The 13,511-nt window shown below is 49.2% G+C and carries 14 protein-coding genes and 1 tRNA gene; 6 read left to right on the plus strand and 9 right to left on the minus strand.

All coding sequences use genetic code 11. From position 1 onward, the window contains the following. Positions 1 to 103: 103 nt before the first annotated feature. The 3 genes from HRU77_09915 to HRU77_09925 are packed head-to-tail and all read left to right on the plus strand — an operon-like array spanning position 104 to position 2,312. Positions 104 to 769 carry a protocatechuate 3,4-dioxygenase gene (locus tag HRU77_09915; GenBank protein ID QOJ20979.1) on the plus strand — a complete coding sequence of 222 codons (666 nt, stop codon included), beginning with the start codon at positions 104 to 106 and terminating at the stop codon, positions 767 to 769. 3 nt (positions 770 to 772) lie between these two features. After that, positions 773 to 1,723: a thioredoxin-disulfide reductase gene (trxB, locus tag HRU77_09920; protein QOJ20980.1), complete on the plus strand. Its 951-nt coding sequence runs from the start codon at positions 773 to 775 to the stop codon at positions 1,721 to 1,723. Between the two features lie 43 nt (positions 1,724 to 1,766). Then, a complete protein-coding gene (locus HRU77_09925; protein QOJ20981.1) occupies positions 1,767 to 2,312 on the plus strand; it encodes a Smr/MutS family protein in 546 nt (181 codons plus the stop codon). Positions 2,313 to 2,318: 6 nt separating this feature from the next. Here HRU77_09925 and HRU77_09930 read toward each other — a convergent pair whose 3' ends face one another. The 3 genes from HRU77_09930 to HRU77_09940 all read right to left on the minus strand — a co-directional run bounded on the left by HRU77_09930 (position 2,319) and on the right by HRU77_09940 (position 4,565). After that, positions 2,319 to 2,690 (minus strand): TraR/DksA family transcriptional regulator, encoded by a 372-nt coding sequence (locus HRU77_09930; protein QOJ20982.1) that lies wholly within the window; start codon positions 2,688 to 2,690, stop codon positions 2,319 to 2,321. 94 nt (positions 2,691 to 2,784) lie between these two features. After that, the gene (locus HRU77_09935; GenBank protein ID QOJ20983.1) at positions 2,785 to 3,318 is read right to left on the minus strand and encodes a peroxiredoxin; all 534 of its coding nucleotides are present in this window, start codon (positions 3,316 to 3,318) and stop codon (positions 2,785 to 2,787) included. A 14-nt stretch (positions 3,319 to 3,332) separates the two neighbouring features. Beyond that, positions 3,333 to 4,565 carry an MFS transporter gene (locus HRU77_09940; GenBank protein QOJ20984.1) on the minus strand — a complete coding sequence of 411 codons (1,233 nt, stop codon included), beginning with the start codon at positions 4,563 to 4,565 and terminating at the stop codon, positions 3,333 to 3,335. A gap of 30 nt (positions 4,566 to 4,595) precedes the next feature. On the opposite strand from HRU77_09940, the gene HRU77_09945 reads away from it, so the two are divergent. Then, positions 4,596 to 4,671, plus strand: a tRNA-Arg gene (locus HRU77_09945). Between the two features lie 334 nt (positions 4,672 to 5,005). Next, positions 5,006 to 5,233: a hypothetical protein gene (locus tag HRU77_09950; GenBank protein QOJ20985.1), complete on the plus strand. Its 228-nt coding sequence runs from the start codon at positions 5,006 to 5,008 to the stop codon at positions 5,231 to 5,233. 82 nt (positions 5,234 to 5,315) lie between these two features. On the opposite strand, the gene HRU77_09955 is transcribed toward HRU77_09950, so the two are convergent. Next, a complete protein-coding gene (locus HRU77_09955; protein ID QOJ20986.1) occupies positions 5,316 to 5,993 on the minus strand; it encodes an IS1595 family transposase in 678 nt (225 codons plus the stop codon). Between the two features lie 78 nt (positions 5,994 to 6,071). Here HRU77_09955 and HRU77_09960 point away from each other — a divergent pair, with 78 nt between their 5' ends. Beyond that, the gene (locus HRU77_09960) at positions 6,072 to 6,530 is read left to right on the plus strand and encodes a hypothetical protein (protein ID QOJ20987.1); all 459 of its coding nucleotides are present in this window, start codon (positions 6,072 to 6,074) and stop codon (positions 6,528 to 6,530) included. A gap of 458 nt (positions 6,531 to 6,988) precedes the next feature. On the opposite strand, the gene HRU77_09965 is transcribed toward HRU77_09960, so the two are convergent. The 5 genes from HRU77_09965 to HRU77_09985 form a co-directional block, all read right to left on the minus strand. Further along, complete coding sequence (locus tag HRU77_09965; protein ID QOJ20988.1) at positions 6,989 to 9,850, minus strand: type I restriction endonuclease subunit R; 2,862 nt, start codon at positions 9,848 to 9,850, stop codon at positions 6,989 to 6,991. Beyond that, positions 9,850 to 10,230 (minus strand): type II toxin-antitoxin system PemK/MazF family toxin, encoded by a 381-nt coding sequence (locus HRU77_09970; protein ID QOJ20989.1) that lies wholly within the window; start codon positions 10,228 to 10,230, stop codon positions 9,850 to 9,852. The genes HRU77_09965 and HRU77_09970 overlap by 1 nt, the downstream gene beginning before the upstream one ends. A gap of 6 nt (positions 10,231 to 10,236) precedes the next feature. Continuing rightward, entirely contained in the window at positions 10,237 to 10,491 is a 255-nt protein-coding gene (locus HRU77_09975; protein QOJ20990.1) for an AbrB/MazE/SpoVT family DNA-binding domain-containing protein, read from the minus strand. 66 nt (positions 10,492 to 10,557) lie between these two features. Further along, on the minus strand, positions 10,558 to 11,754 hold the full coding sequence (locus tag HRU77_09980; GenBank protein ID QOJ20991.1) for a restriction endonuclease subunit S: 1,197 nt from the start codon (positions 11,752 to 11,754) through the stop codon (positions 10,558 to 10,560). A 2-nt stretch (positions 11,755 to 11,756) separates the two neighbouring features. Further along, the gene (locus tag HRU77_09985) at positions 11,757 to 13,358 is read right to left on the minus strand and encodes a type I restriction-modification system subunit M (protein ID QOJ20992.1); all 1,602 of its coding nucleotides are present in this window, start codon (positions 13,356 to 13,358) and stop codon (positions 11,757 to 11,759) included. Positions 13,359 to 13,511 lie beyond the last annotated feature (153 nt).

Below are 13,511 nucleotides of genomic sequence, written 5' to 3' on the forward strand. Positions count from 1 at the left end.
CCAAGCAATATCCGGTTTTGCTGTGTTGAAATCAGGTTCGAGTAGTCTTTGTGTAACTCAAAGCAATCGCACTTACAGTACAAAGAGCGGTCGAACTATCACCATGAAAAAAATTTCCCGCAGAAAAATGATCCAGTTCGGCGTACTGAGCACTCTGGCCGGTGCGTTCGGTGTTAACAAAGGTATTGCCAAGGCATTGGCGCTGGTGCCGACACCCGATGAAACGGAAGGGCCATTCTATCCGACAGCCGACCAGAAAGATAAAAATGCTGATTTGACGCAAATCGATGGGCATGCGATTGCCGCGCAAGGCCGTCACATTATCGTCAGTGGCCGGGTGCAGGATGTCGCCGGAGATCCCGTGGGACAAGCCATGCTGGACATTTGGCAGGCCGATGCCAACGGCCGCTACCGTCATCCGCGCGATCCCAATCCGGCAAAAGCGGATGAAAATTTCCAGGGTTGGGCAATTCTCCGCTGTGATGAAAATGGATTTTTCCGCTTCAAGACTGTGATGCCCGGTGCGTATCCGGCCAGCGGAGCCTGGATCCGGCCGCCGCATATTCATTTCAAAATTTCAAAACCCGGTTATCGCTCATTGACGACACAAATGTATTTTCCCGATGAGAGGCTGAACAACAGCGATTTATTACTGAACGCGAAATCGCCTGCGGAGCGTGCCGCGATGACGGCGAGGCTGATCGCGCAGCAAGGCAATCTACCCATTTACGAGTACAATATCGTTCTCGATCTACTTCGCAGCGAATAAATCATGACAACCAAACACAGTAAATTGCTAATTCTGGGCTCCGGGCCTGCGGGTTATACCGCCGCGGTCTATGCCGCGCGCGCCAATCTGAATCCGGTCTTGATCACCGGACTGGCGCAAGGCGGGCAATTGATGACCACGACCGATGTCGACAATTGGCCGGCCGATGCGATGGGTGTGCAAGGACCGGAATTGATGGAGCGGTTTCAGAAGCACGCCGAGCGTTTTCATACTGAAATCATTTTCGACCATATTCATACGGCCAAGTTGACGGAGAAACCGGTGACATTGATCGGCGATCAGGGAACTTATACCTGTGATGCGCTCATCATCGCGACCGGTGCTTCCGCGCAATACCTCGGCTTGCCGTCGGAAGAAGCGTTCATGGGGCGCGGTGTGTCCGGGTGCGCGACCTGTGACGGATTCTTTTACAAAGGGCAGGATGTCGCCGTGATCGGCGGCGGCAATACCGCGGTGGAAGAAGCGCTTTATCTGGCCAACATCGCGCGCAGCGTGACTGTAGTGCACCGGCGCGATCAGTTCCGTTCGGAAAAGATTCTGATCGACAAACTGATGGAAAAGGTGCGCAACGGTAATGTCAAGCTGGCATTGAATCACGTGCTGGAAGAAGTGCTCGGCGATCAATCCGGCGTCACCGGTATGCGTATCAAAAGCACGCAGGACAATGCCACGCAAACGATCAACTTGCAGGGCGTCTTTATCGCCATCGGCCATAAACCCAACACCGATATTTTTACTGGACAATTGGACATGGAAAACGGCTATATCGTGACGCGCGGCGGCGGGCAGGGCAATGCCACGGCAACCAGCATACCCGGTGTATTCGCTGCGGGCGATGTGCAGGATCATATTTACCGCCAGGCGGTTACGAGCGCCGCGAGCGGCTGCATGGCGGCGCTGGATGCGGAAAAATACCTCGATCATTTGAAATGACGAATGAATTGCGAGTCTTGCAGCACGCAGTCAACAACAGGAGATGACGCAAAAAGATCCCCATCCGGATGACGATGACGCGGCGCTGTTTCACGCCGCCATGCGCGATGTCGCGCCGTTGCCCGCCGCCAACACCGTCACACCGCATCAATCACCCGTTTCTCCGGTTCCACGTAGAAGAAAACAGCAGCAATCCGTTGCGGAAGATGCGCTCTCGGATCATATCGCCGTCGAAATCGCAGCGGGTGATGATTGGTCTTATGCCCGCCCCGGCATGCCGCATCAAACACTGCGGAAATTGCGCCGCGGTCATTGGGAGATTCGAGCGAATCTCGATTTGCACGGCTTCACGAGCGACGAAGCCAGGCAGGCATTGAGCGTTTTCCTGGATGCGTGCGCACAACGGACGTTGCGTTGCGTTCGTGTCATTCACGGCAAGGGACTGAGCTCGAAGAACCGCGAACCGGTTCTCAAAACCCGGATCGGAAACTGGCTGCTGCAACGCGCGGATGTGCTGGCTTTTTGCCAGGCTAGAGCGGAAGATGGCGGCGGCGGCGCTATCCTGATCTTGCTTAAGGCCAAAGCGTAGATATTTTTACAACGAAGGGTTGGATTCCTGCGGGAAAGCTTTTTCGTATTTACTTTGACACGCAACACAGCGCTGCGCCGAGGGTTGCGCCAATAATCGCTCAAACCCGATTTCGTTGCCGCAATCGATGCAATCGCCGAATTCCAGTTCGTTCAGATATTCCATCGACATTTCCAGTTCGCGCATTTCGTTGATCTGCCGGTCGATCAACGCCGTATCGATGTCGTCGGGGATATTGTTCGAATACTCTGCCGGTTCGGAATCGCGACTATCCGCACTATGCGACAATTCAGCGCGAACCTCCTCTTGTAGCGCGAGATACCGTTCTTGCAGCGCCGCTTTTAACTGCGTCAGCTGATCTTCCGTGAAATTAGCCATTTTATTTCCTTCCTTTTACTACGCATCGCCTATTGTCCAAAATGCCCGCTTTCAATTCTTGATTGAAGTCAAAATTCGGTATGAATCCTTCCTGTTACGCCGCTTGCAAATGTTTTAAGTCCGCGATCACTTCAGCGGAGTTGCGCGCCGCGCTGGCCGACAAATACATGCGTGCAATTTTTCCCTGCGGATCGATCAGAAAGGTATTGCGCTTGGCGAACTTGATAATGCCGAGATTAACCAGGGAATGATAACGCGCCGCCGTTTCCGCCGTGGTATCCGCCAGCAATGGAAATTGCAGCTGAAATTTTTTAGCGAAACCGGCATGGCTGTTGGCGTCATCGACACTAACGCCAACCACTTCGGCGCCTAAATCCGCCAACTCCCGCAGGCCGTCACGAAATGCGCAGGCTTGCTTGGTGCAGCCGGGCGTATCGTCTTTCGGGTAAAAATACAGCGCCAGCCATTTACCGCGGAAATCGGCCAGGGTGTGCGTGTTGCCATGCTGATCGGTCAATTTGAAATCGGGTGCGAGCTGACCCGGTTCGAGTGGTTTCTTGTTCGTGGAAAAGAACCAGAACATGAATCCCAATGCGAATACCGATAAGATGATAGTGAACCATTCCATAATGCTGTTTGCTCCTATTCGTTAAATGGGCGTTTCACCGGCCAGGCCCAGAGCCGTAATAATGCAGTCGACAGTAACGCCAGCAAGCCGGCAAATGTAAAAGCGGCCGCTGCACCGTATACCTGCCAAACCACCCCGAACAATAATCCCGCCGGGATGGCCGCGATACCGCTCACCAGATGATACCAGCCGAATGCGGTGCCACGTTCATCCGGTGACGCATAATCGCTGATCAATGCGCGTTCGGCGCCTTCGCTCAGCCCCATCAACAAACCGTAAGAAATACTGACGATCCATAAGCCGGGGCCGGTTGTAACCTGACTCAACGCCAGAAACGATGCGGCAAGCGCCGACCAGCCGATCAGAATCAACGCGCCGCGGCCGCAACGATCGGCTAATTGCCCTCCTTGCGTGGAAGTAACTGCCTTGGCGAGATTCAGTGCTGCCCACAATAGCAGCAGTTCAACAACGCCGATGCCTAATTCATGACCGAACAGCAGAATAAAAGTTTCAGAAGCGCGCGCAAAGGTAAACAGCATTAATACCCATAAGTAATGCCGCATCGGTTCGGATAGCGCCGACCAGCGCAGCGGCGCAAGCACCCGCGGCGGCTCTGCGGATTGACCGGGATTAACTTTGGTTTCTCGCACGCCTGCGCCTAACAGCGCTACCGCGGCAAAACCGGGTAGCGCCGACCATAAGATCACTTCACTCAAACTTAAATCCGACCACGCCAGAATCGCCGCAGCCGCCAGTGCACCCGCTACCGCGCCGGCATTATCCAATGCGCGGTGAAAACCGAATGCATAGCCGCGGATCGGCGGCGGCGTCGCATCCGCCACCATCGCATCGCGCGGCGCGCTGCGTAATCCCTTGCCGATGCGATCGATGCTGCGCAGCAGTAATACCGTCACCCAGGAACCGGCCAAGCCAAGCAACGGACGCGCCAGATTGGAAAGCGTGTAGCCCGTCAACGCCAAGCCTTTACGCCGCCCGCTCATGACATCGGAATGCCGCCCCGCCCATAACTTCAGAAAACACGCCAGCGCATCCGCAACGCCTTCGATCAAGCCTAGCGCAACCGGTCCCGCCGCCAGCACGGTTGCCAGCAAGATCGGAATCAGCGGCACTACGATATCCGAGGCAAAATCGTTGAAGAAACTGACGAATCCGAGCACGACAACGGTTCTTGGGAGTTTCTTCGCAGCACCGGAGTTTGCGGCATTAGGTTGATCAGATTTATTCATGGCGTGATATTAGCGTAAAATGCCGAATCCGCCCTGGTAGCTCAGTGGATAGAGCAACCCCCTCCTAAGGGGTAGGTCGCACGTTCGATTCGTGTTCAGGGCGCCACAAAAACGATAAGTTATAAATGGATGCAATAAATAATGACATTTTATTGCTGCTCCATTGCTACCTTGTGTAGTCAATTAAAGCGTTTAACGATAAAAAACTCACGCCATTAGCCATTAGTTTTAAGTATGTTAGTTATATTTTGTAATTGCAAATTTGCAAAATATGGATATTGAGGTTTTATTTCCTTTTGGTACAAGTATCTGCGCCTGATAGCTGCGCGCTATTTGATTGTCATCGTGTTTGCATAATTTCATACATTTTACGTTAGGCATATCTGCCGGATGTCTTAATTGGAAGCTGTCAGCTTGAGGGAATGAGTGTGACGAGTGACATGCAATTTGAGCCTTTTTATGAAAGCGTCCTTATTCACGAGAGAATAGCTAAGGAAGCGCTGATTAATTCGGCGAACGTGATGAAGGGCGAGGCGCGCGGAACGCAACAACCGAGACATATCAATCAGCTGGGCGAGAGGGTGAGTGCCGAGCAACGAAGGGATTCGCTCGTGCAGTCAATTAATCAGCGCTTCCCTAAGTTTTTAACGTGGTTTGTAGAGCTGTAGAAATGGAGACTTTGTTTTGACAATTGTTTGATTTCTTCTGAGGAGTTTTATTTTATGAAAAAAAATTTAGGGTCTTAGGAAGTTAAAGCGGGTTTAAACGTAACAATTTAAGAATTTCATGATAGAGATTATCACGGCGATGATTAAAACGAAATTCGGTTTCTTTCAAGTGCAGGTAGAAAGTATGTTCGGGCACACCATTGAACTTGGCCAAACGTCTTTTAGCAAAACTCCAGAAAGACTCGATACCATTAATATGCCGCTCGCCACTGGCAAACTCATTGTCACCATGGTGAACCCTGAAGTGCTTATCAAAGCCGATATCGACCAATCCGTCATAACCACGCCATCCATCGGAATGGATTACGGTATCGGGCGCTACATGCCCACGGATAATGGCTTGCAATGTCGCTTTAGAGCAATCTGGAACAATCTCTGTATAAACTTTTCCTTGGCGTTTAAGCACACCAAAGACTATTGTTTTGCCATAAGCGCCCCGCCCCCTTTTACCCCTGACTCGCTGGGCACCAAAGTAAGACTCATCAACTTCTACAGAACCTTGCAGAGGGGATTCAAGTTCGCAATTCTGGGCAATTCGCTGTCGTATTTTAAGATAAATGGTATTGACGGATCGGATAGAAATGCCGGTCAATTGGGCTGTGTCAGTAGCAGTAAAATCCATCGAAAAACATCGAATAAGTTGCCTGAATTTTGCTTCTCTGATTCGAGAACGAAAATAGTATCTGTTTTTAGCATTCATCTCAGAAAGTTAGCACACTTTAGTAAGTGCTTAACTTCCTAAGACCCAAATTTATTAACCCTATCATGCACAGCAGCTATGCTTTTACCGGGAATGCAATCGGCAATGGCTGAGAGCGTAGCTGTAGAAGGTAAGGCTATTTTCATCGTCGATAACAGCGTGGCTGGATCACAAATCGTCGTTAAAACACTCCCCGATGGTATCCCAGTTTCATGCCTTGCTAATCCAGGATTGGGTCTAGTTGATACAGTAGCCACTGATATCGTGATTAAAAACGGTACAGCGGTTGTTACAACCAATAATAATACTACTCATGCAACAGACGTTAAGTTAGTAGATGTAACCAGCTGTTTAACCACTGTCACAGATGAGCTGAGTAAATGCTATGCGAGTGTCGGCGGTGGCAAGTTGACCATACCATGCCTCAAATACGGCGGCGACATAATTTCTGTTGTACTGGGGCAACGTGGCAGCTCAATGAACTTTGAATTTGAATCTTACAAACCCAATAAACATCCAGAAGATGGCGAAGACTAAGCCAAAGCAATAAAAAAGCCAGATACAAACTGGTCATAATTTCATCAATTATTTTCTGCGATACAGGTAATCATAAGAATGGAGAGTATCAGCCAATCAAATGATTACCTGTTTTTCTGTCAACTAACGATCATTTGAAAAGAGCATAAACGGTATCGGCAAAAATTTTTTACAAAAAAATAACGCACAAATCCCTCTTGACATCCCGAACAATCCACAGATTGAGAAAGTTACAAATATCCTATTGGAGTCTTAACATCAGACCAAAAAATATCCCGTAAGTAAATGATAATTTAAACATAATTGATATGTTAAATAATTAAGCATTCTAAGAAAACTCCTTAGAAATTTACAGGTTAGTGATTCATGCAAGATGATTATCCACAAAGTTATTCACAGAATTTGTGGATAATAAAAAAACCTCATGTTAAATAAAGCGATAGTCTGATGTTAATTTATCAAACGCTCCCGCCCATCCCTTCGATAAACGTATCAATAAACGATTTGATCTTATCGGCTACCCGTTTGATGATTGGTTTTCGTTCCAGTATTTTGGGTTTGAAATTCAGCGAATCGACAATTTCCTGTTCGCGCGGCAGCCGGTTGGCAAAGGTGTAATGGTTCAGCAATTTTTCCAGTTCTTGCGGATTGATGTTTTCCGCTTTGCATAATTCGCTGAAAGCTTCCTTTTTGCTGTCCGTCCAATAACTCTCAAACGCCTGAATCACATTGTCGCTGGGTTTGAGTTTCGGCAGGTTTTCTTCAATGAAAGCTTGAATCAATGCGCGCTTGCTGCGCAGTTGCACTTCACCGGCTACCAGATCGATGATTTCTTTCTGGCGTTTTTTCGCATCAATCGGATCAAGTTTGTTCAAACTCACCAGCAAATTGAGGATATACGCGACATTGATTTCATCGCGGTGGATCAGGCTCAATTCAAAATCGACATCTTCCAGGATGGATACTTTCTCGGGGTCGCTGCGTTTTTTTACCTTGTCATGGATATCCAGGTATTTGCTTTTATAGTCCTCAAATTGCTGCGCTTCCAATGCCAAATCCGCAACGTCAAAATCGGCAAAAGTAGTCAGGATGTTCTTGATGCGCAGCAATTCGCGGAATTTGGTCACAAACGCCAGTTCCGCGTTTTCATCCGGCAAGGTATCCACGCTGGCAACCGTGGGCGCAATCGCCAGCAATGCTTCCGTGGCCTGATTGAACTGCTGCACATAAGTTTCATACGGTTCCAGCAGCACCGTTTCTTTGGCGTTCTTGTTGGAAAATAACGCAATCGCTTCATCGGTTGCCGCTTTCAGGTTCCTGAAACAAACGATATCGCCATGCGATTTCTTCTCGTTCAGGATGCGATTGGTGCGTGAAAAAGCCTGTACCAGCCCGTGATATTTAAGGTTCTTGTCGACGTACAAGGTATTCAAGCGCGGGCTGTCAAAGCCGGTCAGAAACATGTTCACCACCAGCAAGATATCGATTTCACCATTGCGCACGCGCTTGGCGATATCCTGGTAATAGTTGTAGAACGATTGGTTGTCGTTGGTTGAATATTTCGTGCCAAACAGCGCGTTGTAATCACCGATAAACTCATCCAGCTTGTCGCGGCTGCTTTGGTTGATTTTTGCGCCGCTGGGCACATCGGGCGATTCTTCCGGGATCAAACCATTGGCAAGCGGGTTTTCCTCATTCGCGGCATAGCTGAATATCGTGGCGATTTTCAGCGGGCGGGCGGTTTGCGCCTGTTTCTGTTTGAACAATTCGTAATAATGGATCAACGCATTGATGCTGCTCACGCAAAACATCGCGGTGAAGCTGGGCTTTTTGGTTTTTTGCGCGTGATGCGCAAGGATATAATCGACGATCTTTTCCAGCCGTTGCGGACTATCCAGCAATTCCTTGCGATCGATATCCTCCACCTCGATATCCACCTGATTGGCGCTATCCTTGTACTGATACCGGCCAACATACTCCACCGAAAAGCGCAGCACGTTTTCATCGCGGATGGCGTCCACGATCACATACTTGTGCAGGCATTCGCCGAACAAATCCCGGGTGGTTTTGAGTAATCCGACACCGTTATTGGCGTTGTCGGCAAAGATCGGCGTACCGGTAAAGCCGAACATCTGCGCATTGCGGAAAAAGTTTTTGATGTTCTGATGCACCAGGCCGAACTGGCTGCGGTGGCATTCGTCGAAAATGAACACGAATTTCTTGTCTTGCAGATGCTTGATCCGGTCGAGATAGTGTTCCTTGACGATAGCGTTATTGAGTTTCTGGATCGTAGTCACGATCAATTTCGTGCTGTCATCGTTCAACTGTGTCACCAGATTGTGCGTGTTGGTGGTGGCATCCACACTGTCCTTGGCAAACGCATTGAATTCGCGCGTGGTCTGGTAATCCAGGTCTTTGCGGTCGACCACGAACAGCACCTTGTGCACTTTGGGCAGCCGCATGATGATCTGGCTGGCTTTGAACGAAGTTAGCGTTTTGCCCGATCCCGTCGTGTGCCAGATATACGCATTGTCGTTGCTATTCTTCACCCGATCCACCAGTGCTTCGGTGGCGTAAAACTGATAGGGACGCAAAACCTTCAGCACGCCTTCCTCGGTGATCACGGTGTAATGCGTGATCATCTTGGCGATATGGCAGGGCTTCAGGAAAGCATCGGCAAACTCACACAAATCGGATAAGCGGTTATTGTCCTTGTCCGTCCAGTAGAACGTTTGCTGAAACGATTGATTCTTATTGTTGGCGAAATACTTGGTATTGACGCCATTGCTGATGATGAAAAGCTGCACATACTGAAACAATCCGGCACCGGCATCGAACGATTCATGCTGATAGCGATTCACCTGGTTGAATGCCACTTTCAGTTCCGCACCGCGCCGTTTGAGTTCGATCTGCACCAGCGGCAAACCGTTGATCAGGATGGTCACGTCGTAACGGTTCTTGCGTTTGCCCGCCATGCTGACTTGGTTGGTCACCTGAAACTCGTTCATACACCAATCGTCGCAGTTCAGAAAACTGATATAGACGGTTTCCGCCGTGTTGCCGTTGGCGGCTTCGCGTTTCAACGCGAATTTGTCGCGCAATATCCGCGCGCGTTCCACGATGCTGCCGGTGTTCAAGTGGTTCAGAATGCGCCCGAATTCCGCTTGCGTGAGCTGGATATCGCCGTTGTGGATTTCCAGTTGGCGCTTGAGGTTGGCGAGCATGGCCGCTTCATCGCCGATGCGCACGTGCGCATATTCCATGCGCTCAAGCTGTTCGATCAAACCTTGTTCCAGGGCAAATTCGGATTGGGTCGCCATTAAAGCTGGATGATTTGATTCAAGCGTTCACAAACCTGCACAAACAAACTATCGCCAAGCTTGCCCAGTGGATGCGGTCTTGCACTGCATACCCGCCAATCAAACGATTTGGGTTGATGGCATAGCACATAGCTGGTCTGCTCAATCTTGCGCTTAGGCGCCTTGCCCACCGCCACAGCAAAAGGATTATCGGCGTTGTATGCCGCCGTGGTCATTGGCAAACCGATCACCAGCGAAGTTTTGCCGTTGAATATCTTGGGAGACAGCACCAGAAAAGGGTGAATATCGCGCATTTCCTGCCCGGCCTGCGGATTGCAGTCAATCCAGATAATATCCTGACGATCGGGTACCCACAAAACGGTACCGCTGATTTCAGTCATTAACGGCTACCATTTTTCCGCACCCAGGCGCTGATTGGCCGCCATTGCTTCGCCGCCATGCCGGGCCGGATCGAATTGCTCCAAGCGCTGCTCCAGGGTCAGTGGTTCATCCCGCACCGGCGTGATGATGATCTGACCATTGGAGGCGGTGAGCTTCACTCGTTGATCCACGTGCACATGCGCTTCCCGTGCAATCGCAGCGGGCAGGCGCACCCCAAGATTATTGCCCCATTGTTTAATGTCCAGAATAACGTCTTTCATGATTATGCTCCACCCACTAAATGTTTAAACCAAAGCATAAACACAACCTCAGCAGGAAGCAAATCGTCAAACGAACATCTGCTGCAACAAGCCTTTTTTGTAGCGTTTCACGGCTTCAAGCTGGGTTTGCGCTTGGGTGATTTTGTTGTCGATGGCGGTGAGGAAGTTGGCGATTTTGGTTTGTTCGGGGAGGGATGGAAAAGGCAAAGGAATTTCCGAAAAATATTTATAACTAATTAGCTTTCCATCACGAATGCCTTCAATATTTCGATTTAGTTCTTTGATGAAGCTTTCTGTCTTCATGTAAAACATGAAGAATATTTTATTGATCTCAATTGATGGTCTTAGAATTATATAGGCAGGACTACAAATTCCTTTATATGCAGAATATTCAATACCACCTTGGAATGATCTAAGGCTAATAATAAAGTCACCAACTTGAACTACTTTGTAGTTTTCAATACTCTGATCGGTGACAGAAATATTGTAATCGATCATTTCTCGCGGGATGGCGCCGTATTCCTGAGAAATTGCCAGGATGGGCAAATTTGAATTATGGTTTTTATCTGAAACACTATCGAAGACCTCATTTCCGAATTTTATTTTCCACTCAGGAAACTCCCTCCCATCATCATCCTTAAACCTTAACTTCTGGCTGAAAATCTGTTGCATTACGCCTTTTTTGTATTGTGCTAATAAGTCACATTTTTGCGTGAGCTGGGCGATTTTTTCATCGATTGCCGTGAGGAAGTTGGCGATTTTGGTTTGTTCATTTAATGTGGGAAAAATAAAAGTAAAATTTTTCACATCATTTTTAGTAATATTTGGATCTTTCCGACTACTAGCAGCAAAGCTTTTCCAATCATCAACACGATAATTTAGGTAATTTAATAAAAAGTATGGATGAACCAATTCTAATTTTGGCAATAAAGCTGATAATGCTTGGTTAATTGCAGCATTCCGAGTTAGTAATCCTGTTCGCCCTATTTGATTAAATCCACCATACATAGCTATTAGCACAGTTCCTTTAGGCAATACCCTAAGAGAAGTCTCGCTTAATGCCCGATCTGTCACTTTTTCCTGTGTATCATTTATAAGGCTGTTATTTAAGTCAGTTGTTTTTACCCAGTTAAACTCTCCACCAAAATAACCTAAGATCGCACGAGATGGCGTGGTTCCTGAGAGAATCTCAAAAACTTCCCCCAAGGTTTTTGTTTGCCATTGATCTGTAAATTCCTTAAATCGCAGCTTAGGCACTTTCATACTTACTTCCCTGATTCCGCAAACGGTGGTGCAATCCCCAGTTCCCGGCAAAACGCTGCAATCGTGGCATCGGTTTGCTGGCTTTGTGCTTCCAGCGCTTGGAGTTGTCCGGCAATCGCGTTCAGGTCGATTTCCGCTTCCGCCTCGAAGGTGTCGACATAACGCGGAATGTTCAGGTTGTAATCGTTCGCCTTGATGGTTTCCAGGCTAGCGGCATGGCTGAATTTATCCTGATTGGTGCGCGCCAGATACGCTTCGACGATTTTATGGATATGCTCGGTGCGCAGGATGTTTTGCGTTTTGACTTTATCGAATTCCCGGCTGGCGTCGATGAACAGGATATTGTCCGGGTTGCGGCGGCATTTCTTGAACACTAGCACGCAAGTGGGAATGCTGGTGCCGTAGAAAATATTGGCAGGCAAGCCGATCACCGCATCCAGGCAATTCATTTGCTCGATTAGATACTGGCGGATATGGCCTTCCGCCGCGCCACGGAACAGCACGCCATGCGGCAATACCACGGCCATCGTGCCATCCTCCGCAAGCTGGTAAACCATGTGCTGCACGAACGCCATATCGGCTTTGCTACTCGGTGCCAATTTGCCGTACACGCTGAAGCGGTCATCGCTCATGAACAGCGGGTTGGCGCTCCAATGCGCGGAAAACGGCGGATTGGCGACAATCGCATCAAAGCGCAGATCACGGTGTTGCGGGTGTTCCAGCGTGTCTTCCTGGCAGATGTCGAAATCGGCGTAATGCACGTCATGCAGGATCATGTTCATGCGTGCGAGGTTGTACGTGGTGCGGTTCAATTCCTGGCCGTAAATCTTATCGACGTGATCGGCTTCGCGTTTGACGCGCAACAGCAATGAACCGCTGCCGCAGGTTGGATCGTACAGTTTTTTGATGTTCTTGTTTTGCGCGGTCACCAATTTGGCGAGTAAGGTGGAAACCGGCTGCGGGGTATAAAACTCACCGGCTTTTTTGCCCGCGCCACTGGCAAATTCGCCGATCAGGTATTCATACGCATCGCCCAGCACGTCCGCCGTGCCATCGGTTAGACTGAAATCGATTTTGTCCAAATGCACCAGCACCTTGGTCACCAACGCATTCTTGGCTTTTTCCGTTGCACCCAGTTTGGAAGAAGTCAAATCCAGGTCTTCAAACAAATTGCTGAAATCGTCCGCACTGTCGGTGCCCAGCGTGCTTTGCTCGATGTTTTTCAGGATGCGCGTCAGATCGGGCAGAATGAAATTGTATTGCTCGCCATCCGTATCGTTATCCGCTTGGCTGTTGCCTTTCATCGCAATGGCGTGAAACAGCTCGGAGGGTTTTAGAAAGTAACCCAGCTCGGACACGGCGGCATCGTGCACCGCTTGCACGATTTCCGCGCCGTCTTCGGTATGCTCTTCCAGTTCCGCAAACTTCAATCCATCCTGTTCCAGAATCGAATCGGCAAAGCGCGCCACTTTCTCGGACAGGTATTTGTAAAAAATGAACCCCAGAATGTAATCGCGGAATTCATCGGCATTCATCTTGCCGCGCAAGGTATTGGCGATGTTCCAAAGCTGTTGCTGAAGCTGGCGGCGCTGTTCTTCGGTCATTGTGCGGTTTGTCGCGGTGGATTCGATCAGCCTGCCATTATACTTTTATACCGGCAGCGCGAAATATCGATGTTCTTAAGGAAGGCGCGCGGGTAAGGGTGCAACAACGGAAGTACCACGATTGGTCCTGTCCTGGCGCTTATGTGCCGCAAG

The organism is Gammaproteobacteria bacterium, from assembly GCA_015709615.1.
Taxonomy (GTDB): Bacteria; Pseudomonadota; Gammaproteobacteria; order Burkholderiales; family Nitrosomonadaceae; genus Nitrosomonas.